Annotated in this window: 17 protein-coding genes; 5 read left to right on the forward strand and 12 right to left on the reverse strand. The window is 51.5% G+C overall.

Annotated features, from left to right (window positions below; all coding sequences use genetic code 11):
- The first annotated feature begins 79 nt into the window (after window positions 1-79).
- Both OGV52_RS12865 and OGV52_RS12870 read left to right on the forward strand, forming a co-directional pair.
- A complete protein-coding gene (locus OGV52_RS12865) occupies window positions 80-1,267 on the forward strand; it encodes an MFS transporter (RefSeq protein WP_287108604.1) in 1,188 nt (395 codons plus the stop codon).
- A 190-nt stretch (window positions 1,268-1,457) separates the two neighbouring features.
- Window positions 1,458-1,859 (forward strand): hypothetical protein, encoded by a 402-nt coding sequence (locus OGV52_RS12870; protein ID WP_016155598.1) that lies wholly within the window; start codon window positions 1,458-1,460, stop codon window positions 1,857-1,859.
- 59 nt (window positions 1,860-1,918) lie between these two features.
- Here the strand turns inward: OGV52_RS12870 and OGV52_RS12875 are convergent, their stop codons facing one another.
- The 5 genes from OGV52_RS12875 to uxuA form a co-directional block, all read right to left on the reverse strand.
- Complete coding sequence (locus OGV52_RS12875; protein WP_016155597.1) at window positions 1,919-2,926, reverse strand: porin; 1,008 nt, start codon at window positions 2,924-2,926, stop codon at window positions 1,919-1,921.
- 176 nt (window positions 2,927-3,102) lie between these two features.
- Complete coding sequence (locus OGV52_RS12880) at window positions 3,103-3,312, reverse strand: hypothetical protein (RefSeq protein WP_016151558.1); 210 nt, start codon at window positions 3,310-3,312, stop codon at window positions 3,103-3,105.
- 647 nt (window positions 3,313-3,959) lie between these two features.
- Complete coding sequence (gene uxuR, locus OGV52_RS12885; RefSeq protein ID WP_029139754.1) at window positions 3,960-4,733, reverse strand: Uxu operon transcriptional regulator; 774 nt, start codon at window positions 4,731-4,733, stop codon at window positions 3,960-3,962.
- Between the two features lie 221 nt (window positions 4,734-4,954).
- Window positions 4,955-6,430, reverse strand: coding sequence for a fructuronate reductase (locus OGV52_RS12890; RefSeq protein WP_181221168.1), 1,476 nt, complete (start codon window positions 6,428-6,430; stop codon window positions 4,955-4,957).
- A gap of 78 nt (window positions 6,431-6,508) precedes the next feature.
- A complete protein-coding gene (gene uxuA, locus OGV52_RS12895; protein WP_016151555.1) occupies window positions 6,509-7,693 on the reverse strand; it encodes a mannonate dehydratase in 1,185 nt (394 codons plus the stop codon).
- Between the two features lie 260 nt (window positions 7,694-7,953).
- Between uxuA and gntP the strand changes: the two genes are divergently transcribed.
- Window positions 7,954-9,297, forward strand: a complete 1,344-nt coding sequence (gene gntP, locus OGV52_RS12900; protein WP_131347536.1) for a gluconate permease GntP — start codon at window positions 7,954-7,956, stop codon at window positions 9,295-9,297.
- 48 nt (window positions 9,298-9,345) lie between these two features.
- Here the strand turns inward: gntP and OGV52_RS12905 are convergent, their stop codons facing one another.
- The 3 genes from OGV52_RS12905 to OGV52_RS12915 are packed head-to-tail and all read right to left on the reverse strand — an operon-like array spanning window position 9,346 to window position 12,188.
- The gene (locus OGV52_RS12905) at window positions 9,346-10,038 is read right to left on the reverse strand and encodes a LutC/YkgG family protein (RefSeq protein WP_016151553.1); all 693 of its coding nucleotides are present in this window, start codon (window positions 10,036-10,038) and stop codon (window positions 9,346-9,348) included.
- A complete protein-coding gene (locus tag OGV52_RS12910) occupies window positions 10,031-11,458 on the reverse strand; it encodes a LutB/LldF family L-lactate oxidation iron-sulfur protein (protein WP_016151552.1) in 1,428 nt (475 codons plus the stop codon). The genes OGV52_RS12905 and OGV52_RS12910 overlap by 8 nt, the downstream gene beginning before the upstream one ends.
- 10 nt (window positions 11,459-11,468) lie before the next feature.
- A complete protein-coding gene (locus tag OGV52_RS12915; protein ID WP_016155592.1) occupies window positions 11,469-12,188 on the reverse strand; it encodes a (Fe-S)-binding protein in 720 nt (239 codons plus the stop codon).
- 580 nt (window positions 12,189-12,768) lie between these two features.
- On the opposite strand from OGV52_RS12915, the gene OGV52_RS12920 reads away from it, so the two are divergent.
- The gene (locus tag OGV52_RS12920; RefSeq protein WP_287108606.1) at window positions 12,769-14,322 is read left to right on the forward strand and encodes an L-lactate permease; all 1,554 of its coding nucleotides are present in this window, start codon (window positions 12,769-12,771) and stop codon (window positions 14,320-14,322) included.
- Between the two features lie 470 nt (window positions 14,323-14,792).
- Here the strand turns inward: OGV52_RS12920 and pdxY are convergent, their stop codons facing one another.
- The 3 genes from pdxY to OGV52_RS12935 form a co-directional block, all read right to left on the reverse strand.
- Window positions 14,793-15,650 (reverse strand): pyridoxal kinase PdxY, encoded by an 858-nt coding sequence (gene pdxY, locus OGV52_RS12925; RefSeq protein ID WP_016151549.1) that lies wholly within the window; start codon window positions 15,648-15,650, stop codon window positions 14,793-14,795.
- An 11-nt stretch (window positions 15,651-15,661) separates the two neighbouring features.
- Window positions 15,662-16,927, reverse strand: coding sequence for an aromatic amino acid transporter (locus tag OGV52_RS12930; protein WP_016151548.1), 1,266 nt, complete (start codon window positions 16,925-16,927; stop codon window positions 15,662-15,664).
- A 188-nt stretch (window positions 16,928-17,115) separates the two neighbouring features.
- Window positions 17,116-18,486, reverse strand: coding sequence for a tyrosine phenol-lyase (locus OGV52_RS12935; protein WP_287108608.1), 1,371 nt, complete (start codon window positions 18,484-18,486; stop codon window positions 17,116-17,118).
- A gap of 777 nt (window positions 18,487-19,263) precedes the next feature.
- Between OGV52_RS12935 and symE the strand changes: the two genes are divergently transcribed.
- Entirely contained in the window at window positions 19,264-19,626 is a 363-nt protein-coding gene (gene symE / locus OGV52_RS12940) for an endoribonuclease SymE (protein ID WP_287108609.1), read from the forward strand.
- A gap of 107 nt (window positions 19,627-19,733) precedes the next feature.
- Here symE and pyrD read toward each other — a convergent pair whose 3' ends face one another.
- Window positions 19,734-20,744, reverse strand: a complete 1,011-nt coding sequence (gene pyrD, locus OGV52_RS12945) for a quinone-dependent dihydroorotate dehydrogenase (RefSeq protein WP_287108610.1) — start codon at window positions 20,742-20,744, stop codon at window positions 19,734-19,736.
- Window positions 20,745-20,778: the final 34 nt, after the last annotated feature.

Consider the following 20,778-nt stretch of genomic DNA (forward strand, 5'->3'; position numbering starts at 1 on the left):
GTTTTTATTTTACTTTTTATTATCATTTGCACATGTAATATAACAATCATCAAACTAACAGCGTGAAATGAGAGTCCGTATGTCCCAGGGAAGCCCCGATTCAAATCGTCATGCCATCAGCGTCGCGCTCTTTGGCATGCTGGTCTTAACGCTGGGCATGGGAATTGGACGCTTTCTGTATACGCCGATGCTCCCGGTACTGCTGTCGGAAGGTCAGTTTACGTTTGACCAGCTCTCCTGGATTGCCAGCGCCAACTACGCCGGATATCTGGCGGGAAGCCTGCTCTTCTCCTTCGGGCTCTTCCATCTTCCCTCACGTTTACGCCCGATGTTGTTAACTTCTGCGCTCGCTACCGCAGGATTGATTCTGGCAATGGCAAGCGTTAAGCAGCCCACGCTGGTGATGCTGATCCGTTTTCTGGCAGGCGTCGCCAGTGCCGGTATGATGATCTTTGGTTCGATGATCGTCCTGCATCATACCCGGCATCCCTTCGTGATCGCCGCGTTGTTCTCCGGCGTTGGCGCAGGCATTTTGCTGGGCAATGAATATGTCATCAGCGGTCTGCATTTTGCGCTGTCATCACACACGCTCTGGCTGGGGGCAGCGGCAGCCTCCGCGCTGTTCTTTGTGCTACTCGTTATGCTCTTGCCATCTCGCGACCATGCGCTCCCCGCCGCAGCACCGGTAAAAACAGAGCATCAGCCTATGTCCTGGTGGCTGCTGGCGCTACTGTATGGGTTGGCCGGATTTGGCTACATCATTGTCGCTACATACCTGCCACTGATGGCGAAAAGTGCCGGGTCGCCGCTGCTGACGGCCCATCTCTGGTCGTTGGTCGGCATATCGATTATTCCGGGTTGTTTCGCCTGGCTGTGGGCTGCCCGACGCTGGGGGGTATTGCAATGCCTGACGGCGAATTTACTGATCCAAAGTGCCTGCGTGGTCATGACGCTCGCCAGCGACTCCTTGCCGCTGCTGGTGATAAGCAGCGTGGGTTTTGGCGCAACGTTTATGGGGACCACTTCGCTGGTCATGCCGCTCGCCCGTCAACTTAGCGTACCGCGCAATATTAATCTGCTGGGCCTGGTCACCCTGACTTACGGCATTGGGCAAATACTCGGGCCGCTCTTAACCAGCCTGCTGGGAAGCGGCGCTCAAGCGATCGTTAATGCCACGCTATGCGGTGCCGTCGCCTTGTTTATTGCGGCACTGATCAGCCTCACACAATTATACAAACAGCGTTTCGCCTCCCCCAAAAGGGTATAATCGACAACCTTATAAACAGGTATCTTAGGATTAGTCCGCAATCAAATGTCAACATTTAATAAACCACAAATAATCGGCAATTACCCGCCAGACAATTTATAATCCCCGGCTGTTCATTTATAAACTCAATTTAAAATGCGTAAAAATGGACATATTAACTCAGCATCAACACTATCTTCGGGAAAAGTACATGTCATGGTTTAAAAAAATACTACTGGGGTTAATTATTTTGGTGGGTTTAATTGGCACGCTAAAAGATTATAAAGACTTTGGCCTGTTTGGCGCGTTAGGATTGTTTCTTATATTCCTGTTAACAACAACATTTTTATGGCAATGGGCCTCTGGCAGGTTACCAGAGATAACCCAGCTTCAGGCCGTATTTATTTTACTGGCCAGCGCGGTAGCCTCAATTTTTGTTATCAATATGGCAATTGCCGGAAATTTGCATGTGGATTTAATGGAGGTCATGTACGTTACCATTACGCATAATCCACTTTTTTACCTGATTCTCTGCGTGGTCGCATGGGTAAAAGTGGGCATCTGGCAATGGCTGTTTAGCGGTGGACAGGTCAAAGAGAGTCAGCCAGTTTAAACACGGCAGAGGTAAAAAAGGCGTCTTAACTAAGACGCCTTTTATGCTAGTACAACAAATTAGAACTGATAGGTCAGACCTGCAACAACCTGGTTGTCGTCGTCTTTGCCGTCGAGCAGGTTAATTTTGTAACCCACATCAGCCACGATGTTTTTGTTGAAGTAGTAATCCGTGCCCAACGCTACGTATTCAGTCAGGTCATTATTGTTGTTGTCACGCGCGTGAACGTAACCCACGTTCGGACGCAGACCAAAATCAAACACATACGCAGCCATTGCTTCAAAGTGCTCAGCTTTATCCGCATCCTGAATCAGGTTGTGGGACTCGCCGTACATGGTCGCGACGTAGATGGCATTAGCATCATATTTCAGACCCGCGCCCCAGAACTCTGCGTTTTCGCCATCCCAGCCGCTTCGTTTCTGCAGAGCAGTCACCGCACTGGTGGTGTAGGCCGCAATCGCAGATACGCCGGAATCCGCAATATTGTCATAACCCAGGGAGAAGCCATAACCATTGCCATGCTGTTTTGCCGGGCTAATGTTAGTGTCATCCTGGCCCTGGTATTGCGCGCCAATGTTCAGACCATCAACGGCTCCAAACAGATTTTTGGTGCGGAGTGTTGCAACGCCAGCAGTACGTGTAGTAAGGAAGCGGTCAGTATCTTCAAAGGAGTCGCCGCCGAACTCTGAAAGAGTGTCAGTGTAAGCTCCCACGTCGTAAGCAATACCGTAGTTACGACCGTAGTCAAAGCTAACGTCATGGCCATAATCCAGGCCAGCAAACGCCAGACGTGTATTGACGCCATTCTGAGAACCTTCTGCTTTAGAGGCATCAAACTGACTTTCAAATTGGCCATAACCGGTCAGTTGATCGTTGATTTGTGTCTCACCGCGAAAACCCAGACGCGCGTATGTACCGTCGGCATCGGTGCCGCCAGTCCAGGAATGGACCGCTTTTACTTTGCCGTACAGATCCAGTTTGTTGCCATCTTTATTATAAATTTCCGCTGCATGAACGGAGGTTACCCCTAATACCATTACAGCTAATGCCACTGCTGACTTTTTCATGTTATTACTCACTTTTAATTGTGAATTTTGCTATCAACTTTGTTATGAAGGCAGAATACCCGCATAAAAAAGCCCCCTATGGAAAAGGGGAAAACCTCTAACACACCAATGAAGGTAATAATAAAGTGGCAAGACACATATCATTTTGGGTTAAATAAAACCCGAACAGAGAGTAATTACTTAGATTCTTCGTTTACGCTCTCATTAACAGAGCGATATAACATTATTGCTTCGGCAATAATATCTTGTTTACTTTTACGGGTTTCAAATGCCAGCGTACGAACATATTCCCACAGAGAGGTATCGACACGGGCACTTAAAAGAACCATATCTTTTGAACGGGTACCCCTGGCCTTTCTAATATCGGGGTAATCTCGAGAGGGCATTATCATCTCCTGAACGCAAACACGCTTATGGCGATGAAATATGCAGTCAGTGTAAAAACATGTCAACGGCAAAATACAGTGACAATAGTAATGAAACTGTTAATAACGGACAAAAAACTGGAACAGCATTTCAAATGAAAGATAACTTGATTATAGAATAATGTGTAATTTTAACTTTACATATATTCACTTTTATTCATTTGATTAAAAAAGCCAGAACTATTGACAATAAACATGACCTCAAATCAAAACATCATTACAGCCAATAAGTTACGTGCCGTTATTAATGTCTACATTTCCGTGAAGCGCCTGTTTTTATGCACTGTTATTCCGGGCTGCTTCGCTCTGACCACCGCGTAAATCAGTTTGATTCTCACTTAACACAGGCCCATTTTGTCTAAAAATAAGCACGGAAAGGTAAAAATAAGGTAAAGAATGCATTTTTTCGCATGCAAAAATAAGTTGTTTTTAATTGATATAAATCAATTTTCACCGCGTAACGACGGCGGAAAAATCATCATCTGAGGTGATGGAAACCTTTTTTTTACGTGACGTTCATGACGAGAAAAAGCGTTGTTATGCAATATACTTTTGTGCTGAAAAGTGTCGCGCGGGCTGCAACAGCCCGCATGGGAGAGGAAGGAAAATCAGGCGTTAACTTTATCCAGCGGCCAGGAATCAAACAAATAACCATCAAAGTCGATGTCATCAACATTTGAAAACTCCAGCAGGCGCTGTTTGACGTTTTCCAGATGCTGCCACATTGCCAGCTTGGCTGCGCGGGCATCCTTTTTGATTAATGCCGCCAGGATCTGTTTGTGGTCGCCCATCCACTCTTTACGGTAATGGGTATCGTCAAGGTGGCTATGGAGCTGGATCCACATCGGGTTGTTTTCACGCCACTGCCATGACTGGCGAAACAGCTCCACCAGCATGCTGTTATGCGTGGCTTCAGCTATGGCGAGATGGAACTGCATGTCGCCGCTTTCAGAACCGTTCGCTTCGCTGGAGGCCAGCTCCCGCTCTTCCAGCTGTAACGCCTGGCGCATTTTAACGATATCTTCACGCGTAGCCTGCAGCGCGGCGAATTCGGCGATATTGCTTTCCAGCAGTTGTCGCGCCTGCAGCAGCTCAAACGGGCCCGCGTCATTGCAATGATTGACATCCGTACTGTCGATGGTCTGCGCATCTGCATTGTCGAGTACGTAGATCCCGGCGCCGCGGCGCACGTCCACCAGACCTTTAATTTCCAGCATAATTAACGCTTCGCGAACCACCGTGCGAGTGACGTTGAGCATCTCAGCAATTTCACGTTCCGGCGGCAAACGCTCCCCGGGCTGGTACGGCGTCTGGACAATCAGATCGCGGATCATTGCACCCACTTCCTGGTAGGGTCTTTGTTGAGAAGTGTTCGATTTCATCGTGTTATGTCCGTCAGATGCGTCAATTCAGATCCGTAGGCCGGATAAGGCACATGCGCTGCCAACCGGCACCTGTGCCGTTGGCTGATGGCAACGCTGACGCATCTTATCAAGCCTACAAAAAACGTTTTTTCGCCTGAACTATAGCATTTGCGGGAAGCCAAAAACAGAAAACGGGTCAACCAAATCAGCATTTTGATTGACCCGTCATACTTCGGGGATTATGCGTCAGCGCCTAACGCCGCAACGCACTCGCGTGCACCGTGTTCACACAGCTGTTGATACGTCGCGATAATTGTCTCCACAAAATCAGCGTTTTCCGCCAGATCATGGCCAAAAATGCCGCTCAGCCCCAGCAGCGCCGTCACGCGTTCGGCCCCCTGGAACTGTTGGTTAATGCGCTGGAACTCAGCCAGCAAGGGGTCGACAACATCAATGGCCTGCCCCTGTTCATCCACGCCACGGGTGTAGCGCATCCAGCCCGCCACGCCCAGCGCCAGGTGACGCCAGTCGCTGGCGTTTTGCAGATGCAGACGCACCGGATCCAGCAGGCGCTGCGGCAATTTCTGGCTGCCGTCCATCGCAATCTGCCAGGTGCGGTGACGCAGTGATGGGTTGCTGAAACGCTCGATGAGCAGCGTCGCATAGGCGTTAAGATCGGTGCCTTCCGGCATCGACAGCGTCGGCGCTTGCTCCTGCATCATCAGCGCGAACGCCGCTTTGCGGTACGCCGGATTTGTCATGGTATCAGCGATAGTTTCATAGCCGCCGAGATAGCCCAAATACGCGAGGAAAGAGTGGCTGCCGTTGAGCATACGCAATTTCATCATTTCAAACGGCACCACATCGGCAACGAACTGTGCACCAACGTTGTCCCAGTCAGGGCGACCGTTGACAAAGTTATCTTCGATAACCCACTGACGGAATGGCTCACAGGCGATAGCACACGGATCGTACACGCCCAACTGGTCGGCAATCTCTTGCAACGTTTCTGGCGTCGCCGCCGGAACAATGCGGTCTACCATGGTGCACGGGAAAGTGGCGTTAGCCTCAATCCACTGCGCCAGCTGCGGGTCGCGCGCCTGCGCCAGACCCAGCACCGCGACTTTCGCCACATGACCATTTTCACGCACGTTATCGCAAGACATCACGGTAAAGGCCGCAAGCCCTTGCTCACGACGCAGATGCAGCGCCTGTACGATGTAACCAATCGCCGATTTCGGCGTGCCTGGATTCGCCAGATCGTGTTTAATCAGCGGGTTATTGAGATCTAACTGTCCGCTGGCAGCATCGGTGCAGTAGCCTTTTTCCGTGACCGTCAGCGAGACAATTGCCGTCTGCGGGCGCGCCATAGCCTGTAAAATACCATCACAGCCGTCAAGCTCCGGGTGCAACGCTTCTTTCATCGAGCCAATCACTTTCAGCACGGTGTTGTCCGCGCCTTTTTCCGCCACGGTATACAGCAGTTGCTGTTTGCGCAGGTTTTCAATCAGCACGCGGTCGTTACCCGGCATCAGGTTAACTTCACAGATCCCCCAGTCACTGTCGGTGGTTTCCAACAGATGATGGGTGTACAGCGCCTGGTGCGCGCGGTGAAATGCGCCGCATCCCAGGTGAACAATACGGGATTGCAGGCGCGAGCTGTCCCATGCAGGGCGAGCAACCGGCAGGTTGCTATTGGCAATTGTCGTTGTCATCGTGAACTCCAGAACCCGTTGAATGACCAACGGAAGAGAAAAGAAAAAGCCGGCCAGACAGGTGACCGGCAACTCGCTTTAGCGGCTAAAGAAAGCGCGCTGGATAGCCATCTCAACGCCACGCACTTCCGCCAGCCCTTTCAGGCGACCAATCGCGGAGTAGCCTGGGTTGGTTTTCTTTTTCAGATCGTCAAGCATCTGATGGCCGTGGTCCGGACGCATTGGGATCAGGTCCTCTTTACCCTCGGCTTTACGGCGCTGCTCTTCCTCAACGATCGCTTTCACGACTTCGTACATATCGACGTCGCCGTTAAGATGCGCCGCTTCATGGAAGGTTTTCGGGTTATCTTCACGCAGCGTGGAGCGCAGGTGGGTGAAGTAAATACGTGGGCCAAACTGTTTGATCATGTCGACCAGATCGTTGTCCGCCCGGACGCCGTAGGAGCCGGTGCACATGGTAAAACCGTTCGCCATGCTGTTGACCGTATCGACCATCCATTGCATATCTTCCACGGTGGAAACAATGCGCGGCAGGCCGAGGATTGGGCGCGGCGGATCGTCCGGGTGTACCGCCATCCGCACGCCTGCTTCTTCCGCCACAGGAATAATTGCTTTCAGGAAGACGGCAAAGTTCTCGCGCAGTGCGGCTTTATCGATATCTTTATAACGCGCAAGATGCTGGCGGAACTGGTCAAGCGTATAGCCCTCTTCCGCGCCTGGCAGACCGGCGATGATATTGCGGGTCAGACGCGCTTTGTCTTCATCGCTCATGGTGGCGAAGCGTTCATTCGCCTGAGCAATCTCTTCGGCGGTGTAATCCGCTTCCGCGCCCGAACGTTTGAGGATGTGCAGCTCAAAGGCGGCGAATTCAATCTGGTCAAAACGCAGCGCTTTGGAGCCGTCCGGCAGGACGTATTCCAGGTCGGTACGGGTCCAGTCGAGAACCGGCATGAAGTTGTAGCACACGGTACGAATGCCGCACTGGGCCAGGTTACGCAGGCTTTGCTGGTAGTTGGCGATCCACTGCTGATAGTTACCAGAACGGGTTTTAATGTCTTCGTGGATCGGTACGCTTTCGACGACCGACCAGACCAGGCCCGCCTGCTCAATAATGGCTTTGCGTTTTAGGATCTCATCAACCGTCCACACTTCCCCGTTCGGGATATGGTGCAAGGCGGTGACCACGCCCGTGGCACCCGCCTGACGTACATCCGCTAAGGTGACCGGATCGTTAGGACCATACCAGCGCCATGTCTGTTCCATCTTTTATTCCTCATTTACGTTATGGACTCGACGATATGGCACATAAATTCCTCCTTTTGGTATGACATGTCAACCTGAAGGAATTAATTGGTTAACCAAATCACGATTTTTGCTGATTAGATCGCCATTTTGCGGCCAGGAAGCGCAGTAAAGATGTAAACATGTAACGCAATGTGACATTCATCGCATCAATGGTTAACCAATACGGATAACATCTCAACCAAAGTCATAATAGTTCAACCAATAAAGGTAGACGTTATATGCATGTTCTCAATATTCTGTGGGTCGTATTCGGCATCGGTCTGATGCTGGTGCTCAATCTAAGATTCAAAATAAACTCGATGGTCGCCCTGCTGCTGGCGGCGCTCTCGGTCGGCATGCTGGCGGGTATGGACTTAATGGCGCTGCTGCACACCATGAAATCCGGCTTTGGCAGCACGCTGGGTGAGTTGGCGATTATCGTGGTATTCGGGGCAGTCATCGGTAAGCTGATGGTCGATTCCGGAGCGGCGCATCAGATTGCTCATACGCTGCTGGCGCGACTCGGTCTGCGCTATGTACAGCTGTCGGTGATCATTATTGGTCTGATTTTTGGCCTGGCGATGTTCTATGAAGTGGCGTTTATTATGCTGGCGCCGCTGGTGATCGTCATTGCCGCAGAAGCGAAGATCCCGTTCCTCAAGCTGGCGATTCCTGCCGTTGCCGCCGCCACCACCGCCCACTCTCTGTTCCCGCCGCAGCCAGGTCCGGTCGCGCTGGTTAACGCCTACGGCGCTGACATGGGTATGGTCTACATCTACGGTATTCTGGTGACTATTCCGAGCGTGATCTGCGCCGGGATTATCCTGCCGAAGTTCCTCGGCAACCTCGATCGCCCGACGCCGTCATTCATGAAGGCCGACGTACCGGTTGACCAGAACAATCTACCGTCTTTCGGCATCTCTATTCTGGTTCCGCTGATCCCGGCGATCATCATGATCTCCACCACCATCGCCAACATCTGGCTGGTGAAAGGAACGCAGGCGTGGGAAGTGGTCAACTTCTTAGGCTCCTCGCCAATTGCGATGTTTATCGCCATGATTGTCGCCTTCGTGCTGTTTGGTACCGCGCGTGGTCACGACATGCAGTGGGTGATGAACGCCTTTGAAAACGCGGTGAAAAGCATCGCCATGGTGATCCTGATCATCGGCGCGGGCGGCGTACTGAAGCAGACCATTATCGATACCGGCATCGGCGATACCATCGGCATGCTGATGTCGCACGGCAATATTTCTCCATACATCATGGCGTGGTTGATAACCGTGCTTATTCGTCTGGCAACCGGTCAGGGCGTGGTCTCAGCCATGACGGCGGCGGGGATTATCAGCGCAGCCATTCTCGACCCGGCAACCGGTCAACTGGTGGGCGTCGATCCGGCGTTGCTGGTACTGGCGACGGCGGCTGGCTCCAACACCCTGACCCATATCAACGATGCCTCGTTCTGGCTGTTCAAAGGCTACTTCGACCTGTCGGTGAAGGATACGCTGAAAACCTGGGGTCTGCTGGAGCTGGTGAACTCCGTGGTTGGTCTGATTATCGTGTTGATCATCAGCATGATTGCATAACATCGATACCGCTCTGGCCCGCAGCGCCAGAGCGGTTCTTCTCCTGCCTTAACAATCCTCAATAATCAGATACACCGCCTTCACCGGGCCATGCACCCCAACCACCTTGATAAGCTCAATATCCGCCGTCGAGCTGGGTCCACTGATAATGTTAATGCACGATGGCATACGCTCACCGGCCTGCGCTTTCTGATGCAGTTTTTCTGCCAGTTGCGCCACGCGCGGCAGGATGGTGCTTTTACGCAGCACGAAAATCGAGGACTCCGGCAACAGGCTCAAAGAACGCCCGCGCTCCGGCGCGGAAAACAGCACCACGCCGCCGGACTCGGTCAGGCCATACTCGGCATACACCACGCCGACTTTCGCCTGCTCGGCCTCGGTAATATTTTCGCTGCCTCGCGCCGGATCCCAGACCACGGCGTTGCATTCCTGCTGCAAACGTTCGGTGATGCCCAGCGCCACCAGTCGGCTGTCGCCGCTCAGCACTACCGGCTGACCCAATTCTTCACACAGGCGTAGCGCTGCTTCTGCGGCCTGGTCCTCGCGAGTCAGTTCACAGCGGGCCAGCATCACTTCGCTGGCGAACTGGATAAACGCATCGCAGCGCTGCTGCGGGCTAAGTTCAGTCAGGCGCTCGTTGGCATAATTGTTAACCGGCGCGGCATCCGCTTGCGGTTCGAAACGCGGCGGGCGACCCAGCGCCTGGGCGATGGTGTTTAAAAACGCGGTACGGTTATCCATTCTTTTTCTCCTGCGCCTGATGTTTCTTAAACCAGCTGCGGAAGCTCTCGCCGTCAGCATCAGGCAGATCGCGCGCCTCCATCCAGTCACCAATCGCGCCAACCTTGAGCGGGGTTTTCCCGCCATTGATAAACCAGCTTGCCGCATGCGCGCCCGCCATCATTCCGACTTTCCACAGCCCCGGATGGCTATTGGCATAAGCGAACATTTTGATCGCCCGTCGCTCGGCTTTCGGGGTAATGCCCTCCTCGGCCATCACCCGACGATGACGCAGGATCAGTTTTGACAGCGGAATACGCACCGGGCAGACGCTGTCGCAGGCCGTGCATAAGGAACAGGCGTACGGCAGGTCTTTAAAATCTTTATAGCCGCCGAGCAGCGGAGAAATCACCGCGCCAATAGGGCCGGGATAGATAGAGCCATAGCCGTGTCCGCCAATGTGGCGATACGCCGGGCAGGTGTTCATACAGGCCCCGCAGCGGATGCAGCGCAGCACATCGCGAAACTCAGAGCCCAGCACCTGCGAGCGACCGTTATCGACAATCACCAGATGGAACTCTTCCGGTCCGTCCACGTTATCCGCCTCACGCGGGCCGGTCAGCCAGGTGTTATAGCCCGTCAGACGAGCGCCCACGGCGCTGCGCGCCAGCATGGTGATCAGCACATCCACATCAGCAAAGGTCGGCGCGATACGCTCCATGCCCATCACCGCAATGTGCGTTTTCGGCAGCGTGGTGCACATGCGCGCGTTGCCTTCGTTGGTCACCAGGCATACTGAACCGGTTTCCGCCACGGCAAAGTTACAGCCGGTAATACCGATTTCGGCACTCAGGAAATCCTCGCGGATCTTCTGGCGAATGAACAAGGTCATGGCTTCCGGGGTTTCCGGGCCGTCATACCCCAGACGCTCGTTCAGCACGCGGCGGATCTGATAGCGATCTTTATGAATAGCCGGGACCACGACGTGCGAAGGTGGATCCTGATCCAATTGCAGGATGTATTCCCCGAGATCGGTTTCGATCACCTGGATTCCCGCATCCTGCAGGACATGGTTGACGCCGATCTCCTCGGTCACCATCGACTTGGACTTCACCACCTTCTTCGCGTTTTTGCTTCGCGCGACCTGCAGAATGTAAGCGGTGGCCTCTTCTTTGGTTTTGGCGAAATAGACGTGGCCGCCGTTTTGCGTCACTTTCTCGGAGAGTTGATACAGGTAAGCGTCGAGGTTGCTCAGCACGTGATCGCGGATCTGGCTGGCACGATCGCGCCAGTCTTCCCAGTGGCCTAACTCATCGACCATTTTTTGTCGATTTGCGCCAATACGCTCCTGCGCATTGGCCACGGCTTTGCGCATGATCGGATCTTCTATCTGCTGACGAATGCGCAGTTTAAATTCTACATCGCTGGTTTTTATCGACATCTCTTTCCCCTCAGCGGCTCATCAGCACTTCAGCAATATGCATCACTTTGACCGGCTGGCCTTCCCGTTGCAGTCGACCGCCAATGTTCAGCAGGCAACTGACGTCTGCGCCAATCAAATATTCCGGCTGCGCATCCATCAAATGTAAGACTTTCTCTTTCACCATCTCGCCGGATATCTCGGCCATTTTGACCGAGAACGTCCCGCCAAAGCCGCAGCAAGTGTCCTGATCGGCAAACGTCAGCAGCTCCAGCCCGCGCACGTTTTTCAGCAGCGTGAGCGGCTCTTCCTTCACTCCCAGCTTTCGAGTCAGGCTACAAGAGGGATGATAGACAGCGCGGCCCTGCAGGCTGGCGCCGACGTCCACCACGCCCAGCTTGTTGACGATAAAGGAGGTGAGATCCTGCATACGCGCGGCGACCTTTTCGGCACGCAGCGCCCATTCCGGTTCATCGGCCAGATACGTCGGATAGCTTTTTACCGCGTAGGTACAGGAGCCTGCTGGCGAGATAATCGGATCGTCGTTGTCTTCCAGGGCGGCGATCAGGTTTTTCATCCCAGGGATCGCCTCTTTGATGTAACCGCTGTTGATGGCTGGCTGACCGCAACACCCTTGCTTCTCGGGGAAATTAACGCGACAACCGAGTTTTTCCAGCAGCAATACGGAGTCTCGTGCCATCCGTGATTTCAGTGCGTCACCAATGCAGGTAACAAAGAAATTTACATTCACAATAACTACTCCATTGCTTCATTTCTGTTTATTGCGCTTGATATCGCGATATCAAGCAAAGGTTCAGCCGTATTTCACGCCCAGTTTTTCTGTTTGCTGTTTTTACTAATGCCTGGGTTCATGGTGATGCTCGGGTCGTTTTCCTTTGATGCCGACTCTCCGCTTCTTAAGTCAGGACAGTCGCATATGTCTGTATTTTCATTTGTATGACAAAACCAAATAATCCCCTAATCACCCCCCATATGCAACAACCAGGTTTATTTCTTTCGGTCTCGCTCACATTTTTATATTTAAAACCACAGCGTTATGAACACCTTAAAAACAGTTTCAGGTGCTTACTATTCTCATCACCAGCATTATTAAAAAGGTTATCAAATAACTATTTATAGGTATTCAGCTTACTCTTAAGTATATTTACCTGGCATTGGATTTTAATTAAAAGATTACAATAGTTACAAAACCACAAATCATAATTACTTTATTCACTGAAGCGATTCAGTTTACATACTTTATTAACTTAGCAATGTAGCCTCCCCACCATAAATATAAATCAGGTTTAATGAACCAATCAGGAATAGCAATGAACGAATATTTTATTTTTGCCCTGGCACTCTCTCCTTTACTACTGATGGTATTTTTAATATTGAAATTGAAAATGCCCATCCATTATTCCGTGTTGATCTCTTTGGTATTCACTGCCGCGCTGTCGGCCATATTCTGGGAAATGCCCGTACAGAATCTGAAAGCCGCGATAGGCTATGGCGCCCTGAAGGGGTTATGGCCGATTGTGATTGTGATCCTCGGCGCCATCTTCAGTTATAACGTCATGCAGGCAACCAAAGCGCTGGATATTCTGCGCGATATTCTCGCCAGCATTAGCGAAGATAAGCGTATTCAGGTGCTACTGATTTCATGGTGCTTCGGCGGATTCCTTGAAGCCGCGGCAGGTTATGGCACGGCGGTCGCCATTCCGATCGGCATTCTTATTGCGCTGGGATTCAACCCGCTGAAGGCGGCGATCGCTTCTCTCGTGGCGAATACCGTTCCCACCGCGTTCGGCGCGGTCGGGATCCCGGTTTCTATTCTGGCGGAACAGGTTAATCTGCCGGTGTATACCTTAGGCGGAACCATTATTCTGCAGCTCGCGCTGTTTAATATCCTGCTGCCGTTTGTCATTGTCTGCATTATTGGCGGCGGCCTGAAAGCCATTCGTGGCGTATTTCTGATCACGCTGATTTGCGGCATCACCACGCTGGTTCCGCAATATTTTGTCGCCATCCATCTTGGCGCGGAATTGCCCGCCTTTGCCGGTAGCCTGGTCAGCTTGTTTGCCGTGGCGATGGTCAGTCGCCTGCGCAAAGGGAAAACCGATCCCGAGTGGCGCATTGAGGTCAGCCATACCCGCGAAACCACGCCGCGCTCGGCAAAAGTGTTGTTCCGCGTAGGCTCTATCTATCTGTTTATTTTTGTTTTTATCCTGCTGTGCTCACCGCTGTTCCCGACGATCAAAGGCGCGGCGTCCCAACTGGCCTCGGTGCTGCATTTCACGCTCGCCGACGGCAACACGCTGGCGCTGAAAGTTGAATGGGTGACCACGCCGGGGATGCTGATCATCTTTGCGACCCTTATCGGCGGTTTTATTCAGGGAGCGTCCGCACGCGGGATGCTGGAAGTATTTATCAAAACCATTTTCCAGCTTAAAAATTCCATTGTGGCGATTATGGCGATTGTCGCGCTGGCCACGGTGATGGATCTCAGCGGGATTATCTCCACGCTGGCCCAGTCGATTGTCGATCTGACCGGCAGTTCCTACGTCTTCCTCGCCCCGGTGATTGGCGCGCTGGGCACGTTTGTTACCGGCAGCGATACCAACTCGAATATTTTGTTCGGCAAACTGCAAACCATTGCCGCCAGTAAACTGCATATCGATCCCAACTGGCTCGCGGCGGCGAATACTTCTGGTGCAACGGGGGGGAAAATGATTTCGCCGCAGAGTATCGCCATTGCGGTTTCAGCCACCAAAATGGACGGACAGGCCAACCAGATAATGTCTGGCACCATGAAATACTGCTGCGCCTATATTGTGATCCTCGGCCTGAAAGTCGGTCTCTTTTATTACTGGTTTATGGCGTAATCCATTGTCAACCCCGTCAAATTCACGGCAACCGTATTTGACGACCTGGTGACCAAAAAGGTTTACACCGCTTCAGGATCGAAACGAAGCGACTGGCTTTACGATTTGTCGGCGCTGACTAAAATAGCGCCGATGTTTCAAATCGAGGATTGTTGTTATGTTGTTCTGGAAAAAGATGGTGAAGAAGTTCGACGCCTTTTCCGCGTTGATCCCACCACGCTACTTCCGCGTGTAATGCCTGGCGCTAATGCCTGATGGCGCTTCGCTTATCGGGTCTACGTTTCACGCTCATTTGTAGGCCGGATAAGGCGCAAGCGCCGCATCCGGCAGCAGAGAAAATGTTCTCCCCTTTCACTTACGCAGCCCGCACGCTCTTAACACCCTGACCCACAGACGAAGCCATGCAAAACGGTAGATCAGCGGATGCTGAAATCGTAGCAGTGTCAGAAACATAGAGCCTCCTTGCGGCGCTACAGCACCGTTGCCTGATAGCGAATTTGCGGCTCCATTATCTGGTGACGCGCGTCTATCAGCCGCAGTTCATACGAGTCGTGCTCTTTCGTCAGCCGCATCACCGCGTCGACGACACTGGTGGTCCGCTCCAGCGCCTGCTTGTCCTCATAACCGTTGAGCAGTGAAGCCAGCATCACGCTGCAAATCAGATCCCCAACGCCCACCGGCATTTTGGCAAAGGTATACAGCGGCCGGGCGATGTGTAACGTCTGTTCCGCCGTCACCAGTAGCATTTCAAACGCCTGTTTGTCGCGCGAGCAGTCGCCGAGATGTTTCACCAGCACCTTCTTCACTCCCCACGCCACCAACTGCTGCGCCGCTTCCACCACCTCGTCAAAACTACGTAGTTGTCTGCCCGTCAGCACGCCCAGCTCATAGAGATTCGGCCCCATCACATCGGCCAGTTGAATGGCGTCATCGACAAAAAAAGACTCCACGCCCTGCGCGACAATGCAGCCTTTTTGCGGGTCGCCCATCACCGGATCGCAAAAATAGAGCGCCTGGGGATTACGCTGGCGAATGGTGGTGACCGCGAGCTTCACCTCTTCGCAATGGCGTTTGTCCCCGAGATACCCGGACAGCACGGCATCGCATTGCGCCAGTTTTTGCAGGTCATCCAACCCGCTGATGATGGCGCTCAGCTCGCCGTGCGGCATCGCCATGCCCTGCCACATCCCGTACTGGGTGTGGTTGGAAAACTGTACGGTGTAAAACGGCCAGACATCGATCCCCGAGAGCTGCATCGGCAACACGGCGGCTTTATTTCCGGCATAGCCATAAACGACTGACGACTGAACAGACAACACGTTTTTCATTTTGACTCCGTCTAGCGAAACGTTGGCAGCAGACCAAATACGTCCAGAACAACCGTCAGATAGACAACCGCCCCACAGACAATGACCAGATTGAGCACGGTGTTATTACACGGCGCGGTATAGCTGGCGGTCGGAAAACGTTTCCGCGCCGCTTTCACCAGGAACGGCGGCAGGATCACGCTCCAGATGGTAAAGGCCAGACCGGCGTAACCAATGGCGTGCACAAACCCGTTCGGGAAGAAGAAGCACACGGCGGCTGGCGGGAAGTAGGTCACCAGCGCGGTTTTCAGGCGACCCATGCCGTCATCCGGGAAGTGAAACAGGTCGGCGATGTAATCGAACAGGCCAAGCGTCGCCGCCAGCAGGGAACTGGCTACCGCAAAGTTGCCGAAGAAGGTCAGGATCAGATCCATATAACGGCTGGTGAACAGCCCGCTGATGGCCTCGACAAACACGTCGATATTGCCGCCTTTGGCGATAATCGGTGGGAACGAGGAACGACTGATGTTGCCCATCGTGACGCCCAGCCAGAAGATATACAGCAGCAGGGCAAACAGCGTGCCGATGATAATCGAACGCGTAATATTTGAGATCCCGCTCGTGCCATACAGCTTAACCAGGCTCGGCACGTTACCGTGAAAACCAAACGAGATAATGCAGAACGGCAACGTCATCAGGATATACGGCAGGTACTGCGAATTGGGCAGCGCCACCGCCACGCTGTCGACAAGTTTCGCCACTTCGATATGACCCACCAGGCCAGAAAAGGTGGCAAAGAACGCGATAAACTTACCGATAATCAACACGGTAGTAATACGTCCAACCAACAAGGAGCTGTACCAGGCAATCGCCCCGACCAGCATACTGACGATCACCACCGAGATATTCGCCGGAAAGCGCACGCCGCTGTATTTGAACACGGTTTGCGCCATCACCGCCGACGAACCAGAGATATAGGCATAGGTCAGAATATACAGCACAAAGCCGAAAGCGATACCGACCACAATATTCCACTTTCGGCCTAATAAATCCTGAGTAAAAGTATTAAAACTGGCACCGGCGCCATAATGCAGGTTAACTTCGACCAGCATCAGGCCGGTTAATAACATCATGATGGCGATAAACAGAAGAATAACTGACGCACCGGGGAACCATACGCCAGCCATCGCAATCGGCAGGGAAAACATCCCTCCACCCACTACGGTCGCGATAACCAACATGGTTCCGCTAATCAGTCCGGGGGTACTACTCTGTCGCTCAATGGCATTAATATCCATGATAAATGTTCCTGTAGACTATTCGTTATAATTACAGCTGTCATTTGTACATCATGCGGATAATAAAAATGTCGGAGTCAGGGTTTACTTTTGTAGTTATGTCACGGTAACGGGCACCGCAAAGGCTTCCTGTTCATGGAAAAGAAATACAAAAAAGCCCCATCCTGAGATGGGGCCATAATTATTATTTAGATATAGTCAAAGCGTGCAGTAAAGAAACGGAGCTGCTTCGGCTCGTAAATAAACTTCAGCCCGCGAATATCTTCTTTGTGCTGGTAAAGTTTAATAATACCGTCAGCCACCACATCCATATGCGCGTAAGTATAAACGCGGCGTGGAATAGTCAGACGCACGGTTTCCAGTTTCGGCCTGTGGTGTTCACCGGTCACGTTATTACGGCCCGCAGAGATAATTCCGCGCTCCATACTACGTACGCCGGTTTCCACATAGATACTGGCAGCCAGGCTTTGCGCCGGGAACTCGTCCTGCGTCAGATGCTCGCAGAAGCGACGCGCATCAAGGAATACCGCGTGACCGCCCACCGGTTCAACAATCGGTACACCTGCGGCTTTCAGCTTGTCGCCCAGATAGCGAACCTGCTTCACGCGGTGCTCGATGTACTCATACTGCATGGCTTCGCGCAGACCAATCGCCATGGCTTCCATGTCGCGTCCGGCCAGGCCGCCGTAGGATGGCATACCTTCGTAAACAACGACTAACTCTTTGGCAGAAGAGAACATTTCGTCATCGTTCATGCACAGGAAGCCGCCGATATTCACCAGACAATCTTTTTTACCACTCATGGTACAACCGTCGGCGTAGCTGAACATCTCATGCACGATCTCTGCGATGCTCTTGTTCTCAAAGCCCTGCTCTTGCTCTTTGATAAAGTAGGCGTTTTCTACGCAGCGGGTAGCGTCGTAGAACACTTTAATGCCATGTGCTGCAGTCAGTTCACGCACCGCGCGCATGTTAGCCATGGAGACCGGCTGCCCGCCTGCGAGGTTAACCGTGACTGCCAGGCAAATATAGGCAATATTCTCGGCGCCTTTTTCATCAATCAGTTTTTGTAATTTTTTAAGATCGATATCACCTTTAAAAGCAATATTCAGACCGGCATCGTGCGCTTCGTCACGAACGATATCGACAAACACCGCACCATTTTTTTCCTGGTGATAACGGGTAGTAGTGAAATACATATTCCCGGCAACATATTGCCCCGGTTTAATTGCCAGCTGCGATAACAGGTTTTCTGCGCCGCGCCCCTGGTGAGTAGGAACAATATGTTTAAAGCCAAACAGTTCCTGCACGGTTCTTTCCAGATGATAGAAGTTTTCGCTGCCCGCGTAGGCTTCATCACCCATCATCATTCCGGCCCACTGCTTGTCACTCATTGCGTTGGTGCCACTGTCTGTCAGCAGGTCAATATAAATATCTTTCGAATTTAACAGGAAAGTATTGTATCCCGCTTCCAGCATTTTCTTAAGGCGTTCATCACGCGGGATCATAGATACAGTTTCAACGCTTTTAATACGGAAGGGTTCTGCCGGATAATTCATTTTGTTTCTCCAGTAACAGTGGTCATGTACGTATTAATGTGAAGTAAAGCATACCTGGTTCATCAATAAAGTCTGATGAAATATAACTATTCGCCTCCTGAGTCAGGGGGAGAAATAATGTGGAGGCACTATGCAAGATTTAATTGATTATGGAAATAGCCTGGTCAACATTAATCACTGGCAATAATTTAAAAAGCTGTAAATGTAGGTGATGCAAATCACACGTCATTTTTTTACCCGTTCATATTCAACAAGTTTTTTTTTGCGTGTTGATTTGCCATTTGCGATGGTGCCCCCGTGGAGAGGGGAAATACTGAAAACTTAACTTTCCAGGCTGTGCTCATTCTGTATTGCTGAATGAGTACACCCCATTTTGTGAGAGTCGGATCACTTCACGGGTTTATATTTGTGATTCACATCACTAAAAGTGTAAAGCAAAGTGTACAAAACGGTGTTGTTTCAGAGTTTGCTATTTGATTCAGTGAGTTAGATCACATTTTTGTCTGATACAGATGGGCGTTATTTTCTGGAAATGGCAGGTATCAGGAGGATGGGATATGAATGAATTTATACGGTGAATAATACTATGTTTATTGGGATAGAGAGGATTTCTATTTATTCCGAAAGCGTGCTAATCGCGCTTATTTCATCTTATTTACATCTGGACTTCCCGCCAATTACTGGGGTAATTTACAGGGGTTTTATTAGCGCGATGCGAAGGTGCGCCAACACCTCCACATCGCTAATCGCAGTAACTATTATCGGAGAATAGTCACCATGACTGATACGCATTGTATTGCAGTTTCATTTGATCCAGAAGTGTACGTCGCAGATAACCGTTGCCTGAAGGTGGGTTATGCGAGCGGTTATCCTGATTACAGCCGTTTGCCGGTGAAGTATGTCCAGTTTCCGTCCATCGTGATGAAGGGCCAGTGGCTTAAAGCCGCCGGATTCGACACCGGCACCCGCGTCGATGTGCGCGTCATGCAAGGCTGCATTGTGTTAACCGCCCGCACGCCCGAACCCGAAGAGTCAGAACTGATGAAATCCCTGCGCGCCGTGGAAAAGCTCTCCGCGCGTAAGCAAAAGCAGGTGCTGGAGTTTATCGGGGTGATTGCGGGGAAAACGGCGAAAGCGTGAGATCTGGCAGCTACTAATACCGCTTCAAGGTAAAACCCGATAACAGCAAGGGAATTTAAATAAACCAGGGCCATAAATAAGGCCCTGGATTGTGATTAAGGTAGCATTCAGATATTGGCGACGATTTCTTTAATCAACGGCGGGCCTTTAAAAATAAAGCCTGAATAAATCTGAACGAGGGTTGCACCGGCAGCTATTTTCTCACGCGCAGCAATCACCGAGTCGATACCACCAACCCCAATAATCGGCAGCTGACCTTTTAATTCCTGAGACAACTGGCGAATAATTTCTGTACTTTTTAATTGTAACGGTCGACCGCTCAGGCCACCCATTTGATCGCAATTTTTCATTCCCTGAACGAGAGAACGATCGAGAGTGGTGTTAGTCGAAATTACGCCATCAATATTATGACGAACTAAACTGTCAGCAACCTGGATCAGTTCTTCCACAGAAAGATCCGGTGCGATCTTAACCGCCACTGGAACATATTTATGGTGGATCGCTTGCAGATCATTTTGCTTATTTTTAATTGCCGTCAGAAGATCATCCAACGCCTCACCATATTGCAGCGTACGTAATCCCGGCGTATTCGGTGAAGAGATATTAATCGCGATATAACCAGCATAAGCATAGACTTTTTCCATACAAATCAGATAGTCATCTTTGCCGTTTTCTACCGGAGTATCTTTATTCTTACCAATATTAATCCCCAGAATACCGTCAAAATGCGATTTTTTAACGTTCTCAACCAGGTTATCAACCCCCAGGTTATTAAACCCCATGCGGTTGATCAAACCTTCTGCATCGACCAGACGAAACAGACGTGGTTTATCATTACCCGGCTGAGGACGCGGCGTCACGGTACCAATCTCAATGGAACCAAATCCCATCGCGCCGAGCGCATCAATGCACTCCCCGTCTTTATCCAGTCCGGCAGCAAGCCCGAGTGGATTTTTAAACGTCAGCCCCATACAGGTAACCGGTTTTGCGGGTACTTTCTGGCGGACAAGCGCTTCGAGCGGCGTGCCGGTAATGCGACGTAATTGCTGGAATGTCAATTCATGAGCGCGCTCTGGATCGAGCTGGAAAAGGGCTTTACGAACGAAGGGGTAGTACATGAACTCTCCTGGATTCCCGGTGTGCAAACCGGGG

The organism is Citrobacter sp. Cb041, assembly GCF_030336655.1.
In the GTDB taxonomy this organism is placed as follows: domain Bacteria; phylum Pseudomonadota; class Gammaproteobacteria; order Enterobacterales; family Enterobacteriaceae; genus Citrobacter; species Citrobacter braakii.